The organism is Cupriavidus sp. BIS7 (genome assembly GCF_000292345.1).
In the GTDB taxonomy this organism is placed as follows: Bacteria; Pseudomonadota; Gammaproteobacteria; order Burkholderiales; family Burkholderiaceae; genus Cupriavidus.
On sequence record NZ_ALOU01000043.1, the window covers coordinates 20,184 to 38,569 of the forward strand.

Annotated in this window: 15 protein-coding genes; 3 read left to right on the forward strand and 12 right to left on the reverse strand. The window is 64.2% G+C overall.

What is annotated here, in order from left to right:
• Window positions 1–40: 40 nt before the first annotated feature.
• From B552_RS0116060 to B552_RS0116085, 6 genes are all read right to left on the reverse strand, one after another.
• A complete protein-coding gene (locus tag B552_RS0116060) occupies window positions 41–2,788 on the reverse strand; it encodes a nitrate reductase (RefSeq protein ID WP_019450062.1) in 2,748 nt (915 codons plus the stop codon).
• A gap of 20 nt (window positions 2,789–2,808) precedes the next feature.
• Window positions 2,809–4,059, reverse strand: a complete 1,251-nt coding sequence (locus B552_RS27550; RefSeq protein ID WP_019450063.1) for an FAD-dependent oxidoreductase — start codon at window positions 4,057–4,059, stop codon at window positions 2,809–2,811.
• 51 nt (window positions 4,060–4,110) lie between these two features.
• A complete protein-coding gene (gene nirD / locus B552_RS0116070; RefSeq protein ID WP_026035719.1) occupies window positions 4,111–4,506 on the reverse strand; it encodes a nitrite reductase small subunit NirD in 396 nt (131 codons plus the stop codon).
• Window positions 4,507–4,532: 26 nt separating this feature from the next.
• Window positions 4,533–7,094, reverse strand: coding sequence for a nitrite reductase large subunit NirB (nirB, locus tag B552_RS0116075; RefSeq protein ID WP_019450065.1), 2,562 nt, complete (start codon window positions 7,092–7,094; stop codon window positions 4,533–4,535).
• A 37-nt stretch (window positions 7,095–7,131) separates the two neighbouring features.
• Window positions 7,132–8,445 carry an MFS transporter gene (locus B552_RS0116080; RefSeq protein WP_019450066.1) on the reverse strand — a complete coding sequence of 438 codons (1,314 nt, stop codon included), beginning with the start codon at window positions 8,443–8,445 and terminating at the stop codon, window positions 7,132–7,134.
• Window positions 8,446–8,786: 341 nt separating this feature from the next.
• Complete coding sequence (locus B552_RS0116085) at window positions 8,787–9,257, reverse strand: helix-turn-helix domain-containing protein (protein ID WP_019450067.1); 471 nt, start codon at window positions 9,255–9,257, stop codon at window positions 8,787–8,789.
• An 88-nt stretch (window positions 9,258–9,345) separates the two neighbouring features.
• Between B552_RS0116085 and B552_RS0116090 the strand changes: the two genes are divergently transcribed.
• Complete coding sequence (locus B552_RS0116090) at window positions 9,346–9,951, forward strand: GNAT family N-acetyltransferase (protein ID WP_019450068.1); 606 nt, start codon at window positions 9,346–9,348, stop codon at window positions 9,949–9,951.
• 7 nt (window positions 9,952–9,958) lie between these two features.
• Here the strand turns inward: B552_RS0116090 and B552_RS0116095 are convergent, their stop codons facing one another.
• Complete coding sequence (locus B552_RS0116095) at window positions 9,959–10,825, reverse strand: DMT family transporter (protein ID WP_051003574.1); 867 nt, start codon at window positions 10,823–10,825, stop codon at window positions 9,959–9,961.
• Window positions 10,826–11,062: 237 nt separating this feature from the next.
• Here B552_RS0116095 and B552_RS0116100 point away from each other — a divergent pair, with 237 nt between their 5' ends.
• Window positions 11,063–11,782: an SDR family NAD(P)-dependent oxidoreductase gene (locus B552_RS0116100; protein ID WP_019450070.1), complete on the forward strand. Its 720-nt coding sequence runs from the start codon at window positions 11,063–11,065 to the stop codon at window positions 11,780–11,782.
• Between the two features lie 45 nt (window positions 11,783–11,827).
• Here the strand turns inward: B552_RS0116100 and B552_RS0116105 are convergent, their stop codons facing one another.
• The 5 genes from B552_RS0116105 to acpA all read right to left on the reverse strand — a co-directional run bounded on the left by B552_RS0116105 (window position 11,828) and on the right by acpA (window position 16,777).
• Window positions 11,828–12,019, reverse strand: coding sequence for a hypothetical protein (locus B552_RS0116105; protein ID WP_019450071.1), 192 nt, complete (start codon window positions 12,017–12,019; stop codon window positions 11,828–11,830).
• Window positions 12,020–12,145: 126 nt separating this feature from the next.
• Window positions 12,146–12,541: a type II toxin-antitoxin system VapC family toxin gene (locus tag B552_RS0116110; RefSeq protein ID WP_019450072.1), complete on the reverse strand. Its 396-nt coding sequence runs from the start codon at window positions 12,539–12,541 to the stop codon at window positions 12,146–12,148.
• A complete protein-coding gene (locus tag B552_RS0116115) occupies window positions 12,538–12,927 on the reverse strand; it encodes a hypothetical protein (protein WP_019450073.1) in 390 nt (129 codons plus the stop codon). Before B552_RS0116115 ends, B552_RS0116110 begins: the two co-directional genes overlap by 4 nt.
• Before the next feature lie 104 nt (window positions 12,928–13,031).
• Window positions 13,032–14,462 (reverse strand): MFS transporter, encoded by a 1,431-nt coding sequence (locus B552_RS0116120; protein WP_026035721.1) that lies wholly within the window; start codon window positions 14,460–14,462, stop codon window positions 13,032–13,034.
• Between the two features lie 179 nt (window positions 14,463–14,641).
• A complete protein-coding gene (gene acpA / locus B552_RS0116125; RefSeq protein ID WP_026035722.1) occupies window positions 14,642–16,777 on the reverse strand; it encodes an acid phosphatase in 2,136 nt (711 codons plus the stop codon).
• Between the two features lie 231 nt (window positions 16,778–17,008).
• Between acpA and B552_RS0116135 the strand changes: the two genes are divergently transcribed.
• Window positions 17,009–18,355, forward strand: a complete 1,347-nt coding sequence (locus B552_RS0116135; protein WP_019450077.1) for a cytochrome-c peroxidase — start codon at window positions 17,009–17,011, stop codon at window positions 18,353–18,355.
• Window positions 18,356–18,386: the final 31 nt, after the last annotated feature.

The window sequence follows — 18,386 nt, forward strand, 5'->3', positions numbered from 1 at the left end:
CGCGTCTTGTGCGGCGTCGTGCTCGTTCAGGCCCCTTCTTTCAGGCGGCTTCTGTCACCCGAATTTCCACCAGCAGCTTGCGCAGTTCCGGCACACAAGACCCGCAATTGCCGCCCGCCTTGACGCAAGCAGTGATCTCCGCCGGTGTCTTGAGGTCGTGCTTGCGCACCGCGTCGCAGATCGTATTGCGGCCCACGCCGAAGCACGAGCAGACAGTTGGTCCCACGTCGGCGGCTTTTTCGAGCGGTTGGCCCAGCAGCAGGCCGATGCGGTCGCCGTCTTCCAGGCGCTGCTGCCCGAAAAGCTGCGACAGCCAGGCGCGCGAAGGCAGGTCTGCGCGGGTCGAGATATACACGCATGCCTCAAGCCGGTCATCCACGACGTAACCCGCGTGATACACGCCAGCGGAGCGATCCTCGAATTCGAGCCAGTCGGCATCGGGGTCTTGCGCGCCAAGCAGTTCGCGCGCCCACGCAGCGCGGTCGCCGATGACTTCGCGGCCGGCGAATTCGTAGCGCTGGAATTGCTTGCCCTGGATGCGGGTCCACCAGGTCAGCGCGTCGGGAGGAACGGCTTTGCGGCTCAGCATGAAGCCGTGCCACGACACGCGGAACTCCTCCACGCGTACGGGCGTGTGCTTGAACTCCGGTTCGCCCGATACCGGATCGACGGCAGGATTGACCACTGCGCCCACACGCGCATCGGAACTGAACTGGTCATTCCAATGGATCGGCACGAATACGCTGCCGCGCGGAATGCCGCCGCCAAAACGTACGCGGCCGACCATCGCACCCCAGCGGCTGGTGACGCGCGCAAGCTTGCCTTCCCCAACGCCGCAGAGCAGTGCATCTTGCGGGTGCATGTCGACGAACGGCTCGGGCAGGTGGTCGGACAGCCGCGCGGCCTTGCCCGTGCGCGTCATCGTGTGCCATTGGTCGCGCACGCGGCCGGTGTTCAGGATCAGCGGGAACTCGTCATCAGTGGCGTGCACCGGCGCACGTGCCGCTGTGGCGACAAAGCGCGCGCGGCTGTCGGCAAATGCAAAGCGGCCGTCTTCGAACAGGCGCTTGGTACCTGCCGAAGCGCTGGCGGGCAGCGGCCATTGCACGGGCTGCATCGCGTCGTAGTCCACCTTGGCCATGCCCGCCAGGCCGCTGATATCGAACATGCGCGGCGCCAGATCGCCGGCATCCGTGCGATCCGTCCCATTGCGCCAGCCGCTGAGCCGTGCGTGTTCGTCGAAAATCTCGTGCTGGCCCGCATAGTCGAAGCCCGTGAAGCCCATGCGTCGCGCCACGTCGCAGAGAATGTCCCAGTCGGCGCGGGCCTCGCCCGGCGCGGGCAGGAACGCGCGCTGGCGCGAGATGCGGCGCTCGGAGTTGGTCACCGTGCCATCCTTTTCGCCCCAGCCCAGCGCTGGCAGCAGGATATGCGCGGCATCGTTGGTATCGGTGTGCGTGACGATGTCGGACGCCACCACCAGTTCGCACTTGCCCAGCGCGCGGCGCGCCTGGTCGGCGTTGGGCAGGCTGACCAGCGGGTTCGTGCCGATCACCCACACGGCCTTGACCTTGCCTTGCTCGATCGCGTCGAACAGGTCCACCGCCTTCAGCCCCGGCCTGTCGGCCATGGCCGGCGATTGCCAGAAGTCCTGGACGATGTCGCGATGCAATGGATTGGCCAGCTCCATATGCGCCGCCAGCATATTGGCAAGACCGCCCACTTCGCGTCCGCCCATCGCGTTGGGCTGGCCGGTCAGCGAGAACGGGCCCATGCCCGGGCGGCCGATACGGCCAGTCAGCAGGTGGCAGTTGATGATGCCGTTGACCTTGTCCGTCCCGGCCGACGACTGGTTCACGCCCATCGAGAACGCAGTGATGACGTTTGTCGTGGCGGCGAACAGTTCGTAGAACGCCTGCACGTCCTGCGGATCGAGCTTGCAGGCGCGTGCCACGGCGGCAACGTCCGCACCGTCGGTATCGGCCATGGCCAGCGCTTCATCCAGGCCGGCGGTGTGGGCCTGAACGAACGCGGCATCCGCATGCCCGTGGCGCGCCAGATAGCTCATCAGCCCGTTGAACAGCCGCACGTCGGTACCGGCGCGCAGCGGCAGGTGCAGGTCCGCGAGTTCGCATGTGGCGGTACGGCGCGGGTCGATGGCCACGATCTTCATCTCGGGCCGCGCTTCCTTGGCGCGGGTCAGGCGCTGGAACAGGATCGGGTGGCACCACGCGGTGTTGGAGCCCACCAGCACCACGAGATCGGCTTGCTCCAGATCCTCGTAGCTGCACGGTACGAGGTCTTCGCCAAACGCGCGCTTGTGGCCGGCCACGGCCGATGACATGCACAGGCGCGAGTTGGTATCGATGTTCGCCGAGCCGATAAAGCCCTTCATCAGCTTGTTGGCAACGTAGTAGTCCTCGGTCAGGATCTGGCCCGATACGTATAGTGCGACGGCATCCGGGCCGTGCTTCGCGATGACATCGGCAAAGCCGTGCGCGACCTTGTCCAATGCTTCGTCCCAGCTTGCACGACGCAGCGACCCATCCGGCTGCCGCATCTGCGGATGCAGCAGGCGGCCATTCAGGTCAGTGGTATCGCCAAGCGCCGATCCCTTTACGCACAGGCGGCCGAAGTTCGACGCATGGTCCGCGTCACCGCTGATTTCAACCTGGCCATCGGCACGCACGGTGGCGCGCACGCCGCAGCCGACGCCGCAGTACGGGCAGGTCGTTGCGATCGTTTTGGTGGGGGTGGTGGCGACCACCGCAATATCGGACAGGTTCACGTCGATGCCTCAAAGAAAGCTCAAGCTGCGAGCGCCTCGCATTGCGCCTGGCCAAACAGCAGGCGCTGGCGCAGCCCGCCTACGGGCTGGCCAGTCTGGATCAGGTCGAAGTACCACGGGCCGTCCTTGACGTCGCCGTAGAGCACGGCGCCCACGAGCCGTCCATCCTGCAGGATCAGGCGCTTGTACACGCCACGCCGAGGATCGCGCAGCACGAGGTCTTCGCTGTTTTCGCCGCCGATGAAGTCGCCGGCCGAGTACAGGTCCACGCCGGTCACCTTGAGCTTGGTGGCGGTGGCCTGCTGCACATAGCGGCGGTGCCCGGCGCCGGCCAGATGCGCGGCGCATACTCGCGCCTGATCCCAGATCGGCGCCACCAGCCCGAACGTCGCCTGGCGATGCTGCACGCATTCGCCGACTGCGTAGATGCGCGGGTCAAAGGTTTGCAGCGTGTCATCGACGACGATCGCACGTTCGCAGCGCAGGCCAGCGCTGGCGGCCAGTTCGAAGTTGGGGCGTACGCCAGCCGTCATCACCACAAGGTCCGCCGGAATCTGCGTGCCGTCCTTGAACAGCACGCCGGTCACGCGGTCATCGCCAAGAATGGCTGCCGTCTGGGCGCTGAGCAGGAAGCGCAGGCCCTTGCGTTCCAGCGTTGCCTTGAGCAGTTCGGCGGCCGGCTTGTCGAGCTGGCGCTCCATCAGGCTGTCGGCCAGATGCACAACGGTCACGTCCATGCCCTGACGCATCAGGCCGTTGGCCGCTTCCAGCCCGAGCAGGCCGCCGCCAATCACTACCGCATGGCGATGATTGCGTGCGGCATGCATCATCGTTTCCACGTCCTGAATATCGCGGAATGCAATCACGCCGTCGAGCTTGTGGCCAGGCACGGGAAGGATGAACGGCCGGGAGCCGGTGGCCAGCAGCAGGCGGTCATAGCGGACTTCCTTGCCCGAAGCCGAGCGGACCACGCGGCGCGGACGGTCGATGGCGACGACCGGATCGCCGGCCAGCAGCTCGATGCCGTGCTGGTCATACCAGGCGCGCGGATTGAGCATGATGTCGTCGACGGTCTTTTCGCCGGCCAGCACCGGGGACAGCAGGATGCGGTTGTAGTTGCCGTGCGGCTCGGCGCCGAACACCGTGATGTCATACAGGTCCGGCGCCAGCTTCAGCAGTTCCTCGACCGTGCGCATGCCGGCCATGCCGTTGCCGACAACAACCAGTCGCGGCTTGGCGTGGGACGAGACGGGGAGCGCGGTGGACGTCATGTGCGTCTTCCTGTTTGCGTGGGCGAAGGGCGGGGCGATATCGAGCGATGGTCAGGCGGCGAGCTCTTCCTCGAGTTCTTCTTCGAGCTCCCTGTCCATTGCCGCGGTGGTCACCCAGACCTTGCCGTCATAGACGCGTGCGGCATAGGCGTCGACCGAATACTCCGGGGCTTCCAGGCATTCGCCAGTGCGCAGGTCGAAATGGTGCTTGTAGATCGGCGAGGCCACGACGGTGCGCGGGCCCAGGCTGCCGATCAGGCCACGTGACAGCACGTTGGCGCGCGCGTTGGGATCGAAATTGGCGATTGCGTAGACCTCTTCGCCGCGGCCGATGCGGAAGACGGCAACCTGCTTTCTATCGACCAGGGCGCAGACACCAGTATTGGGCACGATATCGCGCAAGGTGCAAATCGCGGTCCAGGTTTCGGGGTGGTGGGCTTGGCTCATCACGTTCTCCTTGAAATCGGTTGGCTTCACGCTACTTTTGCGGGCACGGCAACCACTGGGATGTGGCTCAGGCTGGAGCGTTGCAAGTTTCGTTCCTCCTGTGTGGCGGGGCGAACCTGGCCGCGCTCTTCCAGGAAGACGAGGTTGTCATCGCGCAGGTCGCTGTTGACGAAGTGGCGGAAGCGCTTGCGCGTTTCCGGGTCGGTGATGGCCTTCTTCCATTCGTCTTCATACGTATCCACCACGTGCTGCATCTCGGATTCGAGTTCGGCGCCGATGCCAAGCTTGTCGTCGATGACCACGGACTTCAGGTAGTCCAGGCCGCCTTCGAGGTTGTCGCGCCACGTGCTGGTGCGTTGCAGGCGGTCCGCAGTGCGCACGTAGAACATCAGGAAGCGGTCGATGTAGCGGATCAGCGTTTCGCGGTCGAGGTCACCTGCCAGCAGTTCCGCGTGGCGCGGCTTCATGCCGCCGTTGCCGCACACGTAGAGGTTCCAGCCACGCTCGGTGGCGATGATGCCCACGTCCTTGCCCTGTGCCTCAGCGCATTCGCGCGTGCACCCCGAAACGCCAAACTTGATCTTGTGTGGTGCACGCAGGCCCTTGTAGCGGTTCTCGATGTCGATGGCCAGCCCAACCGAGTCATCCACGCCATAACGGCACCACGTCGAGCCGACGCACGATTTCACCGTGCGCAGCGACTTGCCATACGCATGGCCCGACTCGAATCCGGCCGCAACCAGTTCTTCCCAGATCAGCGGCAGTTCCTCCAGCCGTGCGCCGAACATGTCGACCCGTGCACCGCCGGTGATCTTCGTGTACAGGCCATATTTCTTGGCAATCTGGCCCACGGCGATCAGGCCGTCAGGCGTGACTTCGCCGCCCGGCATGCGCGGCACCACCGAGTAGGTGCCGTCCTTCTGGATATTGGCCAGGAAGTAGTCGTTCGAATCCTGCAGGCTCGCGTGCTCTTCCTTGAGCACGAACTCGTTCCAGCACGAAGCCAGGATGCTGCCGACCGTGGGCTTGCAGATGTCGCAGCCCAGGCCGGAGCCGTGCGCGGCCAGCAGGTCCTCGAACGTCTTGAACTTGCCAACGCGCACGAGGTGGTAAAGCTCCTGGCGCGAGTACGGGAAGTGCTCGCAGACATGGTTGTTCACGGCCATGCCTTGCTTTGTCATCTCGGCCTTCATGATCTGCGTGACCAGCGGCACGCAGCCGCCACACGCGGTACCGGCCTTCGTGCACGATTTCAGTGCACCGATGCTGGTGGCGCCGTCGCACACGGCCGCGCAGATTTCGCCTTTGCTGACGTTGTTGCACGAGCAGATCTGGGCGCCGTCAGGCAGCGCATCGGCGCCGAGCGCGGGCCTGGCCTTGCCATCGGACGTCGGCAGGATCAGGAATTCGGGCGACTCGGGCAGCTCGATCCGGTTGAGCATCATCTGCAGCAGCGTGCCGTACTCGGCGGCATCGCCAACCAGCACGCCGCCGAGCAGGTACTTGCCGGACTCGGAAACCACCAGCTTCTTGTAGATCTGCTTGCGCTCGTCGGTGAACTGGTAAGAGCGGCTGCCCGGCTCGTTGCCATGCGGGTCGCCGATGCTGGCCACATCCACGCCCATCAGCTTGAGCTTGGTGCTCATGTCGGCGCCAGCGAACTCAGCCGCCTCGCCACGAAGGTGACGGGCTGCCACGCGGGCCATGTCGTAGCCCGGGGCCACCAGGCCGTAGATCTTGCCGTCCCACAGTGCGCATTCGCCAATTGCGTAGACGTGCGGGTCTGACGTCAGGCAGTTGTTGTCAATTACGATGCCGCCGCGTGCGCCGATTGTCAGGCCGCTTGCGCGGGCCAGTTCGTCGCGCGGGCGGATGCCGGCAGAGAACACGATCATGTCCGTGTCCAGATGGGTGCCGTCGGCAAAGTTCATGCGATGGGTCCCTTCGGCACCATCGACGATTTCAAGCGTGTTCTTGCCGGTGTGCGCCGTGACGCCGAGTTCTTCGATCTTCCGGCGCAGCATGCGGCCGCCGCCGTCATCGACCTGTACCGCCATCAGGCGCGGCGCGAATTCCACCACGTGGGTGTCCAGCCCCATGTCGCGCAGTGCCTTCGCGCATTCGAGACCAAGCAGCCCGCCACCGATGACCACACCGGACTTCGCGCGCTGGCCGCATTCGAGCATCGCCTCCAGATCCTCGATGGTGCGGTAGACGAAGGTGTCCTTGCGATCCTTGCCCGGCAGCTGCGGCACGAACGGGTACGAGCCGGTCGCCAGCACGAGCTTGTCGTAGCCAAGCGTCTCGCCGGTGGACGTGGTGACGGTTTTTGCGGCCGTGTCGATTGCCGTGGCCTTGGCGTTCAGGCGCAGCAGCATGTTGTTGTTTTGCGCGAAGAAACCCTCCGGCACCAGCGACAGGTCCTCGGCGGACTTGCCGGCGAAGAACTCGGACAGGTGGACGCGATCGTATGCGGGGCGCGGTTCCTCGCAGAGCACCGTCACTTCGAGGTCCTGCGCGCCGGCATCCGCGAGGCATTCCAGGAACTTGTGGCCGACCATGCCATGCCCGACGATGATGATCTTCATGATGCTTTCCTTGTCCGAAGGGGATGTCTTGTGGATTTCAGTTGGCCAGTGCGCTGTCGTAGAGCGCCTGTTCCCGGGCCTTGTGTTCGGCGCTGAAGCGCACAGCAATCGCGCACATCGCGGCCAGCGTGGCGGCCACGCCGAGCCACGTCAGCGTTTGCTGCAGATCGCCGAGGCCCTTCATCAGGAAGCCCGCAGCAACCGCACCCACGTTGCCGCCGGCGCCGATGATGCCGGCCACACCACCGAGCGCCTTGCGGTCGATAAACGGCACCAGTGCATACGTCGCGCCGCAGGCCATGTGGGTGAAAAGGCCGAAGATCAGCATGGCGACGACGGCGTTGGTGGCTGTTGATGCATGGGCAAAGCCGAGCAGGCCCAGGCCTTCGCCGAGGATGAAGACGAACAGCACCAGCGAGCGTGCATCGAGGCCGCGGCGCTTTGCGAACTTGTCTGATACGTAGCCGCCGAGCGCACGGGCAAACAGGGCCAGCAGACCGAAGCTTGCGGCGGCCATGCCCGCGGCCGACAGCGACAGGCCGAATCGATCGACATAGAACGTGGCGGCCACGTTGTGGATGAAAATCTCTACGCCGAAGCACGCGCCGTACGTAATGAACAGCATCCAGACGCGATAGTTGGCGCTGGCGGCGCGGAAGCTGGACCAGCCGCCACCGCCCTTGCCGCCGCTGACCGCGATACCGCGGGCGCGCAGGTCGGAGAAATTGCCTTCCGGGCAGTCCTGGGTGAAGCGCCAGTAGACGACGGCCATGATCAGCATCAGCACACCCGGCACCAGCAGCGCCAGGCGCCAGCCCATCGTGTGATCGACGCCGAGGAACAGGATCGCGGCCAGCAGCAGCGGCATCAAGCCCTGCGCGGCACCGCCGCCGGCATTGCCCCAGCCGGCGGACGCCGCGTTGGCGGTGCCCACCACGTTCGGCGCGAACATTACCGACGTGTGGTACTGCGTGATGACGAAGCTGGCGCCGACAGCGCCGATCAGCAGACGGAAGAACAGGAACGTTTCATAGCTCTGGGCAAAGGCCACGCCGAGCACGGGCAGCGCGCCGATGGCCAGCAGGCCGGTGTAGGTCTTGCGCGGGCCGAAGCGGTCGCACAGCGGGCCGACCACCAGTCGTACCAGGATCGTCACGGCGACGGCGGCGATATTGATATTGGCGATCTGGCCCGGCGTCAGGCCGAATTCGCCCTTGAGCACCGGCATCAGCGGCGCGCAGGCGAACCAGGCGAAGAAGCAGACGAAGAACGCCATCCAGGTCAGGTGGAAGGCGCGCATCTGCGGAGTCTTGAGACTTAGCAGGTCGATCCGGGTGGCTTTGCCGTTCATCCTTTTGCTCCAAAAACAAAAGGCGTCCCGAGAGTCTGGCGGGTAGGCCAGTTCTGGGACGCCGTTGTCCTGACGACGGCTCTCATGAGGGGAGCCGTCGGCTGTGTGGGGTGGGCGGATCGCCGTTGACCGGCCCGCGCTTAGTGTTGCAAGCGTCGTGCCAGCCCTTGCAGATGCCGGGTGGGATCCTTATCGGCCCTAGGTCAGGCTATGGAGTGGATAAAAATGCACATTGATGCATCATCGTGCAGCGCCAGTTTTGGGCGTTCGCACGGCAATGGTGCGGTGCAATGTGTGAGGGCGGTGCGTGGGCGGGCGCTCAGGTGATGCTCAGGTGGGGCTCAGGTGGAGCTTTCGGGGGCGGTTGGGGTAGCCATCATCTGCATGTCCGCAGGCGAAACAGGAGCATCCGCTTCGTCGATCAACGCCGCACGGACCTTGAGCCCCGAAATCTTCGAACGGACTTCCGCCGGGCCGTTTCCGTCGGCGGCCAGATGTGCATCGCCCCATTGCATCAGTCCGATCAGGACGGGCAGCAGATCAACGGCGGCGCGCGTCGGATGGTAGGCAAAGCGTTCCCGCTCGCCTGGTTCCTTGTAGCTGACCTTGCGCAGCAGTCCCGCCTCAGTCAGCGTCTTGAGCCGCGTCGACAGTACCGCCGGCGAGCATTGAAGTCGCTGAAGAAAGTCGTCAAAGCGGCGAACCCCGGAGAAAACGTCGCGTAGGATAAGGATCGTCCACTTCTCTCCGATTAGCGAGAGCGTGGCTGCGATCGAGCAGTTGGCGAGGTCGACGGGAGGTGGCGTAGTCATGGTTTAAGCATAGCACTCTAACTTCATTTGCAAAAGTCAGGGTTTGAACTATAGTCCTGGCTATGTAAAACGTAGTCAGGAGCGGGCCATGAGCCATGCGGAAGACAACAAGGTGGAAGCACCTATCAGTGAAGAAAGCTGGGCGACGCGTAGTGGTGTTCGTTTGACGGTACGCGTCGCGCGCGCCGCAGACCAGCAGGGGATGCGGGCGTTTATAGACGGCCTGTCGCGTGAAAGCCGCTACTTCCGGTTCCTGACCGGCGGAAGCGTGGCCGACGAGGTCATCAGGGGGTTTGTGAGCCACGGGATGGGACGCGATGTGGCGCTTGTGGTGATCTCTCGCGATGCCGACACGGGTGCCGAGACGATCGTCGCCAATGCCGAGTACGTGGTGAATGACCAGGACATCGCCGAACTGGCCGTGGTGGTAGCCGACGACTGGCAGGGGCAGGGCCTGGGCCGGCGGCTGATCCAGCGGCTTCAGCAACTGGCCCGCGCAAGCCGCTTGCGCGGTATGCGGGGCGACGTACTAAGCGAGAACCGCCGCATGCTGGCGATCATGCGGGACAGCGGATTCGCCGCGCGCCGCAATCCCGAGGACAGCTACCTCCACGAGGTTAGCCTCATGCTGGCGGAAAGCCGCACACCCGCGCGGGAGCATCGGCTACCGCGTGACTGGTTTGCGGCAGTCTGAAAAACCTCTAGCGCTTGCTACGCGAGGTGGCGGTACAGCCGATCGACGCCGTGATGATTGCAGCAATAGCGGCCCACTGAATCGTCGTCAATTGCTCGTTCAGGAAGGCCAGGCCTGCCAGCGCACCCATGGCTGGCTCCAGGCTGAGCAGAATGCCGAACGTCCGGCGCGGCAGGCGCTTGAGCGCCACCATTTCAAGGGAATACGGGATCGCGCTGGACAGCACGCCGACCGCCAGCCCGGATAACAGCAAAGCGGGGTTGAACATTGCCGTCCCGGCATGGGCCAGGCCAAACGGCAGCGTAACCAGCGCGGCCATTGTCATGCCCAGCGAGGTGGCCTGGCCGCCATGGGCGCTGCCGGCCATCTGGCCGAACACTATATAGAGTGCCCAGCCAACCCCGGCGGCGAGCGCGAAGCCGATGCCGACCGGGTCCAGGTGCGTGGCGGCTTCACCAAGCGGAAGCAGCAATATCAGCCCGGTAACCGCACAGCCGATCCACAGGAAGTCGATGGCGCGCCGCGATGACAACACGGCAACCGTAAGCGGGCCCGTGAATTCGATCGCAATGGCCAACCCAAGCGGGATCGTTCGCAGCGACATGTAGAACAGCAGATTCGTGCAGCCGAGTGCCGCGCCGTAGAGCGCAATGGCGCGCGCATGCGCACCCGAAAGCGGGAAGCGCCATGGGCGCCAGACGCAGATCAGGATCAGCGCGGCAAAGGTGACCCGCAGCGCCGTGGTGCCTTGCGCACCCATCGCGGCAAACAGGCTCTTGGCAAACGATGTGCCGATGCAGAGCGACGCCATCGAGCCGATCAGCGCCAGCACGGCCAACAGGCTGTCACTTTGTTTGATGCGCGAGAGTGGCAATTCTTGTCCTGGAAAAAATCCGCTAAAACGTCCGCCAAAATGTCCGCTGAAACGTCCGCTAAAACGTCCGCCAGAACGTCCTCAATGCGGGGCGGTGCGGCATCATGCCTGAGCGGGGCGCTGGCTGCCATACACAGATGGGTGCCAGGGGCACTGTACAGTTGCCCGCGGTGCAACATTTTTGCGCTGTGACTGATGGAGTTCTATCGTTTACGGACACACCCCCCGGAGCCGTCCATGGAATCGAACGCAGCCCGTCGTCATGTCGTCATTACCGGAGCCGCCGGCGCACTGGGGCGCGCTGTGGCCAGCCGCTTTGCAGCCGAGGGCGCCCGGCTGGCGCTGATCGACCGCGACCTTCAACACTTGCAAAGCGTTTTCGCCCATCCCGAGCCTGACCACGGCGGCACGCTGCTGCACGCAGCCGATGTCACGTCAGATACCGCGATGGCGCCCGTCGCGGCCGCCATCCTCGATGCCTTTGGCACCGTTGACGTGCTGGTGCATGTGGCGGGCGGCTTTGAAATGGGCGAGGCTACCCATGCCATGAGCCGGGAATCCTGGATGCGCATGATGGATCTGAACGCGTGGTCCTTCGTTGCGGTTACCGGCCATTTCATCCCCGCCATGATCTTCCAGCGACACGGCAAGGTTGTCGCGGTTTCGGCGCGCGGTGCATCGAGCGGCGCGGCGACCATGGCCGCCTACGCGGCATCGAAGAGCGCGTTGCAGCGGCTGGTGGAAAGCCTGTCGCACGAGGTGCGCAGTTCCGGCATCAACGTCAACAGCATCGCGCCGAGCATCCTGGATACCCCGGCCAACCGCCAGGGCATGCCTACGGCTGACCATACACGCTGGGTATCCACAGGCGCAGCCGCACGGGCGGTGGCCTTCCTGGCGTCCGACGCGGCCGAGGCGATTCACGGGCAGCATATGGTGCTGGATGGGTTGAGCTGAGGGGTGCGCCCAAGTCCAACCGATCGATATCGTGTCACTTTGCTGTCAGCGGCATGAAGCTCCTGCTTCTGCAATGACTTCGTTCATCCGTTCAATGGTCAGTGGAACGTTGGTCGGATTGATGAACCAGCCGGCCATGTCAAAGATGTCCTTGACGTTATCGAGCAGGCTTTCGTCGCGCTCAATGACCGGAGCAGGTGTTTCTGTTTCTGGGACTTTCTGGCAAGGGGTCGACATTGTGTGGCTCCAAGAAGTGCCATGCCCGATTGCATGGTGATCCTCAGTTTGAACCGTGCGGGACCACCGCGAAATGGGACGGTTCTCAAAATTGATGGTGCTGGAAGGGCTGAACTGACATCCATCTCACGCGACCAGGCTCATGCCAATTGCTCGCGAGGCCTTCCGATCGAAGGTGGCTGTATGCCGGCAGCCAACATCCTGGCAGGCTCGCAGGATCAGGCAGTCGGCAAAGCCGACATTCGACGTGACGAAGAGATGCAGCGCCGACGCTACCATTGCGCTGGATTCCACGTTGAGCTCGTCGCTATCCAGCAGGTGTTGAACGACCTTCTGGATCTCGGTTCGCTCGGATTTGTGCCGAGCGTCCATTACCCATGTCAACTCCACGAGCGCGGCGACAGGGACGTAGCCGGGCCTATCATCGGAAAGGGAGTCGATCAGCGCTTTCGCCTTAGGGGTTTGAATTGGGTCGTCCTTGGCAAAGTAGCGAACCAGAATGCTTGCATCGAGCCCAATCATGCGAAGGTCCTCAGGTATTTTTGGACTACGGCTTCAGCCACGGCCTGCTTCATGTCTTCCACGGTCATGGGCGGAATATCGTTGTCGGCAAGACATCCGTACATGTCCTTGATGGAACACGTCTTGCCAGGTATGCGCGGGGGCAAGTTGAGGACGCCCGGCTTGCGGCTGTTGAATGCCTCCTCTGCCTCGACGGCCCGCTTGATTTCTTCCTTTGTCGGCGGCGGGACGCGACCTGCAAGGCATCCGTGCATGTCCTTGATGGAGCGCCGTTTGCCAGGCACGTGCGGAGGCAAGTGGAGACGGCTGGATTGGTGCTCTGCAGCCTTCGCTGTAGTCTTGGCGACTACCTGATTGGTATTCGTCGCCATGCTCGTCATGGTCATGATTGCCCCTTCCTGAGTTTGTGTGCCTCAAGTCTGGGCCGAGTCAACGCTTGAGGCTATGGGACGGTTCTCAAAATGCGCGGCGCAAATCGCGTTCGCAGGCGTCAGCCTTCATCAGTGCCCAAAGGAGGTGCCACCTCCTCCAATGCTCGCCGTTCAGCATCCACGCCATACCGCAGGGCCAGCGCGCCCGCCACGATTACCAGCGCTGCGCCGATGCCATAGCCCACCGCCACCGCGCCACGGCTGCCCGTTTCAATCAGCGTGCCAAACAATGCCGGTGCGATGAACCCGCCGATGCCGGTTCCCACCGCATAGAACACCGATATCGCCAGCGCCCGCATTTCGAGCGGGAAGACTTCACTGGCTGTCAGGTACGCCGAACTGGCTGCGGCGGAGGCCAGGAAGAACACCGCCGACCAGCACAGTGCCTGGGATCTGGCGTCGAGCCAGCCCGCCATGAAGGCCCATCCGGTGGCCGCCAGCCCGATGCCGGAGAGCACGTAGGTCAGTGCAATCATCTTGCGGCGGCCGATCTGGTCGAACAGCGGGCCAAGCACCAGTGGCCCCAATGCGTTGCCGATGGCGAACGGGAAGATATACAGAGCGACGCGTTCCTCGGGCACCCCAAGGAAGCGGGTCAGCACCAGGGCATAGGTAAAGAAGATCGCGTTATAGAAGAACGCCTGCGCCACCATCAGGGCAAGGGTGACGGCGCTGCGCATCCGGTATCGTTGCACGAGCAATCGGACGATTTCATGCAGGGGCGGCACGGGTTTGCCGCCATAGGCAACGATCGCTGTTGCGTCGACCGGGGGCAGGGCACCGTGCAGGCGGCTGACTTCGGCCTCGATGCCGGCAGTGACCCGATGGGCTTCGTCATGCCTGCCGTGGGTGGCCAGCCAGCGCGGGCTTTCCGGCACATGGCGCCGGACCAGGATGATCGCTACCGCCAGCACCGCCCCCAGCGCAAAGCACGCGCGCCAGCCCCACACCGCGCCAAGCACGCGCGGATCGAGCAGCAACAGGCTCAGGCCGGCGCCCAAAGCCGCGCCAAGCCAGAAGCTGCCGTTGATCGCCAGGTTGACACGTCCGCGCACGCGCGCCGGAATCAGTTCGTCGATCGCCGAGTTGATGGCCGCATACTCGCCGCCGATGCCCAGCCCGGTCAGGAAGCGGCAGGCCGCAAAGAAGGCGAAGTCAGGAGAAAACGCCGTGGCCAGCGTGGCCGCCATGTAGACCCCCAGCGTGGCCAGGAACAGCTTCTTGCGACCGAGGCGGTCGGCCAGGCGACCGAAGGCAAGTGCGCCGAGCACGGCACCGAGAACATACAGCGAGCCGGACCAGCCGACCTGCGTGGCGTTGAGCGCAAGCGTATCGGGCCGCTCGAGCACAGCGCCAACCGACCCGACCAGCGTGACTTCCAGGCCGTCGAGCACCCAGGCGATGCCCAGCGCGATGGCGACGCGCCAGTGCCAGGCGGACCAGGGCAGGCGGTCGAGGCGGGCGGGGATGTCTGATTGCCGGCCGGGGATGGGGCGCTCCTTTGCAGCTTCTCGCGTTTCGAACAACTATAGTGCGCCGCGCGCCGGCCCTCTCCCCCGGCCCCTCTCCCGCAATGCGGGAGAGGGGAGAAAACAGCGTGCATGTGAGACGCACATGGAAAAAGGGCGGCCCCTTGCGGAGCCGCCCTTTCAACACGAAGGCGAACTGCTTACTGCGCCGGGAACGTCAGTGCATTGCTCAGGTCACCCATGGCCGGCTTGCCGTTGGCGATCAGCGAATCGTCACGCAGCTTCAGGCCCGGCAGCGTCGGCAGGGCGAAGCGATGCGTGATGAAGCGCAGCACCGAGGCGGTGTCGTACTGCGTGTGGTCCACGAAGCCACGCTTGGCGAACGGGGAGATCACGATGGCCGGGATACGGGTGCCCGGGCCCCAGCGGTCGCCCTTCGGCACCGGCGCGTGGTCATAGAAGCCGCCGTTTTCGTCATACGTCACCACGATCAGCATGTTGTTCCACTGCGGGCTCTTTTGCAGTTGGGCGATCACGCTGGCGATATGGGCATCGCCGTCCGTCACGCTGGCATAGCCGGGGTGCTGGTTCAGGTTGCCCTGCGGCTTGTAGAACGACACGGCCGGCAGCTTGCCCGCGGCGGCGTCAGCCAGGAAGGCCGAATCGAAATCCCGCAGGTGGGCTGCGCGGTAGTCGGGATGGTCGATCGGGCTGAGCGCGGCGTAGTAGTTGAACGGCTGGTGGTGCGCCTGGAAGTTGGGCGTGGTGTTGTTGTAGATCAGCGAGCTGTTGGCGCCCACGGCGTTCCACGCGCCCGAGTACCAGGCCCAGCTGATGCCACGGCGGTCCAGCAGCGTGCCGATGGTGTCCTGGGTCTGGGCCGGCAGCGTAGTGGCCTTGGACGGATCAGCCAGCAGCTTCGTCGTATCGGTCGACGCCGGAGCGTTGCCGCTGGGCTGGTACGGCGGCTGCATCGTGTTGACGGCGTAGTAGATGCCCGAGCTGTCCTTGGCGGTCAGCGTGCTGTCGTTCACGTACTGGGCCGTACCGGTCAGGATGCTCGCCGGGCTCGTCGGCTTGAGCGACAGGCTCTTGAAGTTGCCGCTGGCATCCGTATCGATGACCGAGATCGAGCCCGAAGCCACGGAAGTCGTGGCGTTCGGATAGATCGGCGCGCAGGCGCAGACCAGGTACTGGTGGTTCAGGAACGAACCGCCAAAGGCACCCATGAAGAAGTTGTCGGCCAGCGTGTATTGCTGGGCAAGCTTCCACATGGCCATGCTGCTGCCATCGTAATAGCCCATGACCAGGCCGCCGGCGTCGGAGAAGGCCGTGAACTTGTCGTTCTTGCCGCCGTTGATCTGCATCTGGTTGTTATAGAAGCGGTGTACCAGGTCGCGCGTGATCACGTTCTGGCCCACCACCACGCCCGTGCCATTCACGCCTGCCGGATCGTCGATGCGGTATGGCTTGTTGGCCCAGCCCACGGTGCTGGCCTGGGCAAGCGTGACGGTCTGGCCGTTGGCCGTGAATCCACCCCAGGTAGGCGGCAGCGTGGACAGCGTCGTGCCGTCGAAGTCCTTCTGCGGTTCTGCCGTGCCTACGGCGGTCGGGTTCACGCCGGGGATGCCGTTGGCGCCCGGGAACAGGCCGTAGAGGTTGTCGAAGCCGCGGTTTTCCGCGTAGATCACCACGACGTTCTTGATGTTCTGCAGGGCAATGCGTTTGGTCACGCCATCGCGGATCGCGGCACCGATGTCGCCGCCAGACGCCACGGCCGTGGCGATCAGGTCGATGGCCTGGTCGATCTCGGCCTGCAGCACAGCCTTGACGTTGCTGTCGGTTTCCTTGTTGTGGTCTTCCAGCAGCTTGTCGATGGTGACGCCCAGGCGTGCGGCCAGTTGGTTGCGGGCATCGTCAAGCTTGCCGCCGTTGGTGTCCATCAGTGCGGCCAGCTCGGTCGAGATCGCGCTCACCACGCCATTGGCGCTGGCCGGTGCGCGGAACACGATCTTGCGTGTCACGGGGTTGTGGGCGCCCGTGTCGTCGTTTCGGAAGGCATCGGTGTCGATCTCCGCCACCACGGGGCCCTGGCCGGTGAGCGTGAAAGCGCCCCTGGCATCGGTGTAGACCGAGGTTTCGTTACTGTCGCACTGGGCGTTGCCGTTGGCGTCGATGCAGACCTTCGCATGCTCGAAGTAGCTGCCCGTGACCACGCCGGACGTGGTAGCGGTATTGCCGGTGCTGGCGGAGCTGTTGGAATCGCTGCCGCCGCAGGCGGTGAGCGATGCGGCGGCGATTGCGGCCAATGGCCACAGACGATGGAGACGGCTCATGGATTTCCTCTTTGTTATGTGTGGGATTTCAAGGCTTGGGAAAAGCTGAGGTACTACGGGGTGCGCGTGGAGTGTGCAGCGGGCGTGTGTCAGGTTGATGATGTCGCCGGAGACCGATGGCGCCGTGCCGGCAGCGCACAATGTCACTTTGATGACCGACATGGACGTGTCACAGAAGTGGCTTAACCTTGCGGTGCCATTCAATCTTCATCCCGTCGTCATCGCTCCGTCATGACCCTGCCGCCGCTGCTCTGGAATGCCGCGTTTCCTTCGCCAATCATGTGGATTCGCGTGGCGGGTAGTCTGTTGGCCGCGCTACTGATCAGTCTGACGACCGGTTGCAGCAAGCAGGAGGTCGCAGCCGGCGTGCCGCCTGCGGCGCCGCAGACAGTGGCCGCAAGCGCACCGAAAGCAGCGGGGCCGAAGCCGTTCTACGCGATGATGGCGGAGCGCCGCCCGAACATTCCCGCGCTGTCGGCACTCGGCAAGACGCTGTTCTTCGACCCGGCGCTGTCCGCTTCCGGCAAGCAGTCATGTTCTAGCTGCCACAGCCCCGATCACGCCTATGGGCCGCCGAATGACCTGTCGGTGCAACTCGGCGGGGCCGACATGACGCGCACGGGCGTACGCGCCGCGCCGTCTCTGCGCTACGTGCAGAACGTGCCGGCCTACACCGATCACTTTCACGAGAACGACGGCAACGACGCCGAGGACCAGGGGCCCACGGGCGGTCACAACTGGGATGGCCGCGCCAACTCCGCGCATGACCAGGCGCGCATCCCGCTGCTGTCCGCACACGAGATGGCCAACGGCGAGCCGCGCGTGGTGGTCGAGAAGATCCGCAACGGTCCGCATGCGGAGACATTCCGCAAGGTGCTTGGACAGGATGTGCTCGACGATGACGAGACCGCCTTCAATGCCGTCCTGATGGCGCTGGAAGTCTTTCAGGAAACGCCTTCGGAGTTCTATCCGTACACCAGCAAGTACGATGCCGTTCTGCGCGGCCAGGCGAAACTGAGCCCGCAGGAAGAGCGTGGGCTGCGCGTCTTCAACGATCCAAACAAGGGAAACTGTGCGGCATGCCATTCGGGCAGCGTCCGTGAGGGAGCCTTCCCGGCGTTTTCCGATTTCGGTTTTATCGCGCTGGGCGTGCCACGCAATCGCAAGCTGGTCGGGAATGCCGACCCGGACTTCTACGACATGGGACTCTGCGGCCCCGATCGCACCGACCTCAAGGACCGCGCCGACTACTGCGGCCTGTTCCGCACGCCGTCACTGCGCAACGTGGCGCTGCGGCGGGCGTTCTTCCACAACGGCATCTTCCACTCGCTCGACGAGGTGCTGCATTTCTATGCCGAACGCGACGTGAAGCCGCTGAAGTGGTATCCGCGCGGCAAGGACGGCAAGGTACAGAAGTTTGACGACCTCCCCGCGCAGTATCGCGGCAATATCAACATGGAAGCCCCGTTCGGCGGCAAACCTGGCGGCAAGCCCTTGATGACCGAAGGGGAAATGCGCGACGTGATCGCGTTCCTGAATACGCTGACAGACGGATATCGCGTGCCGGAAGCGCAATGATGCCGGCACCGATTCCTGGCTAGCGTTACTG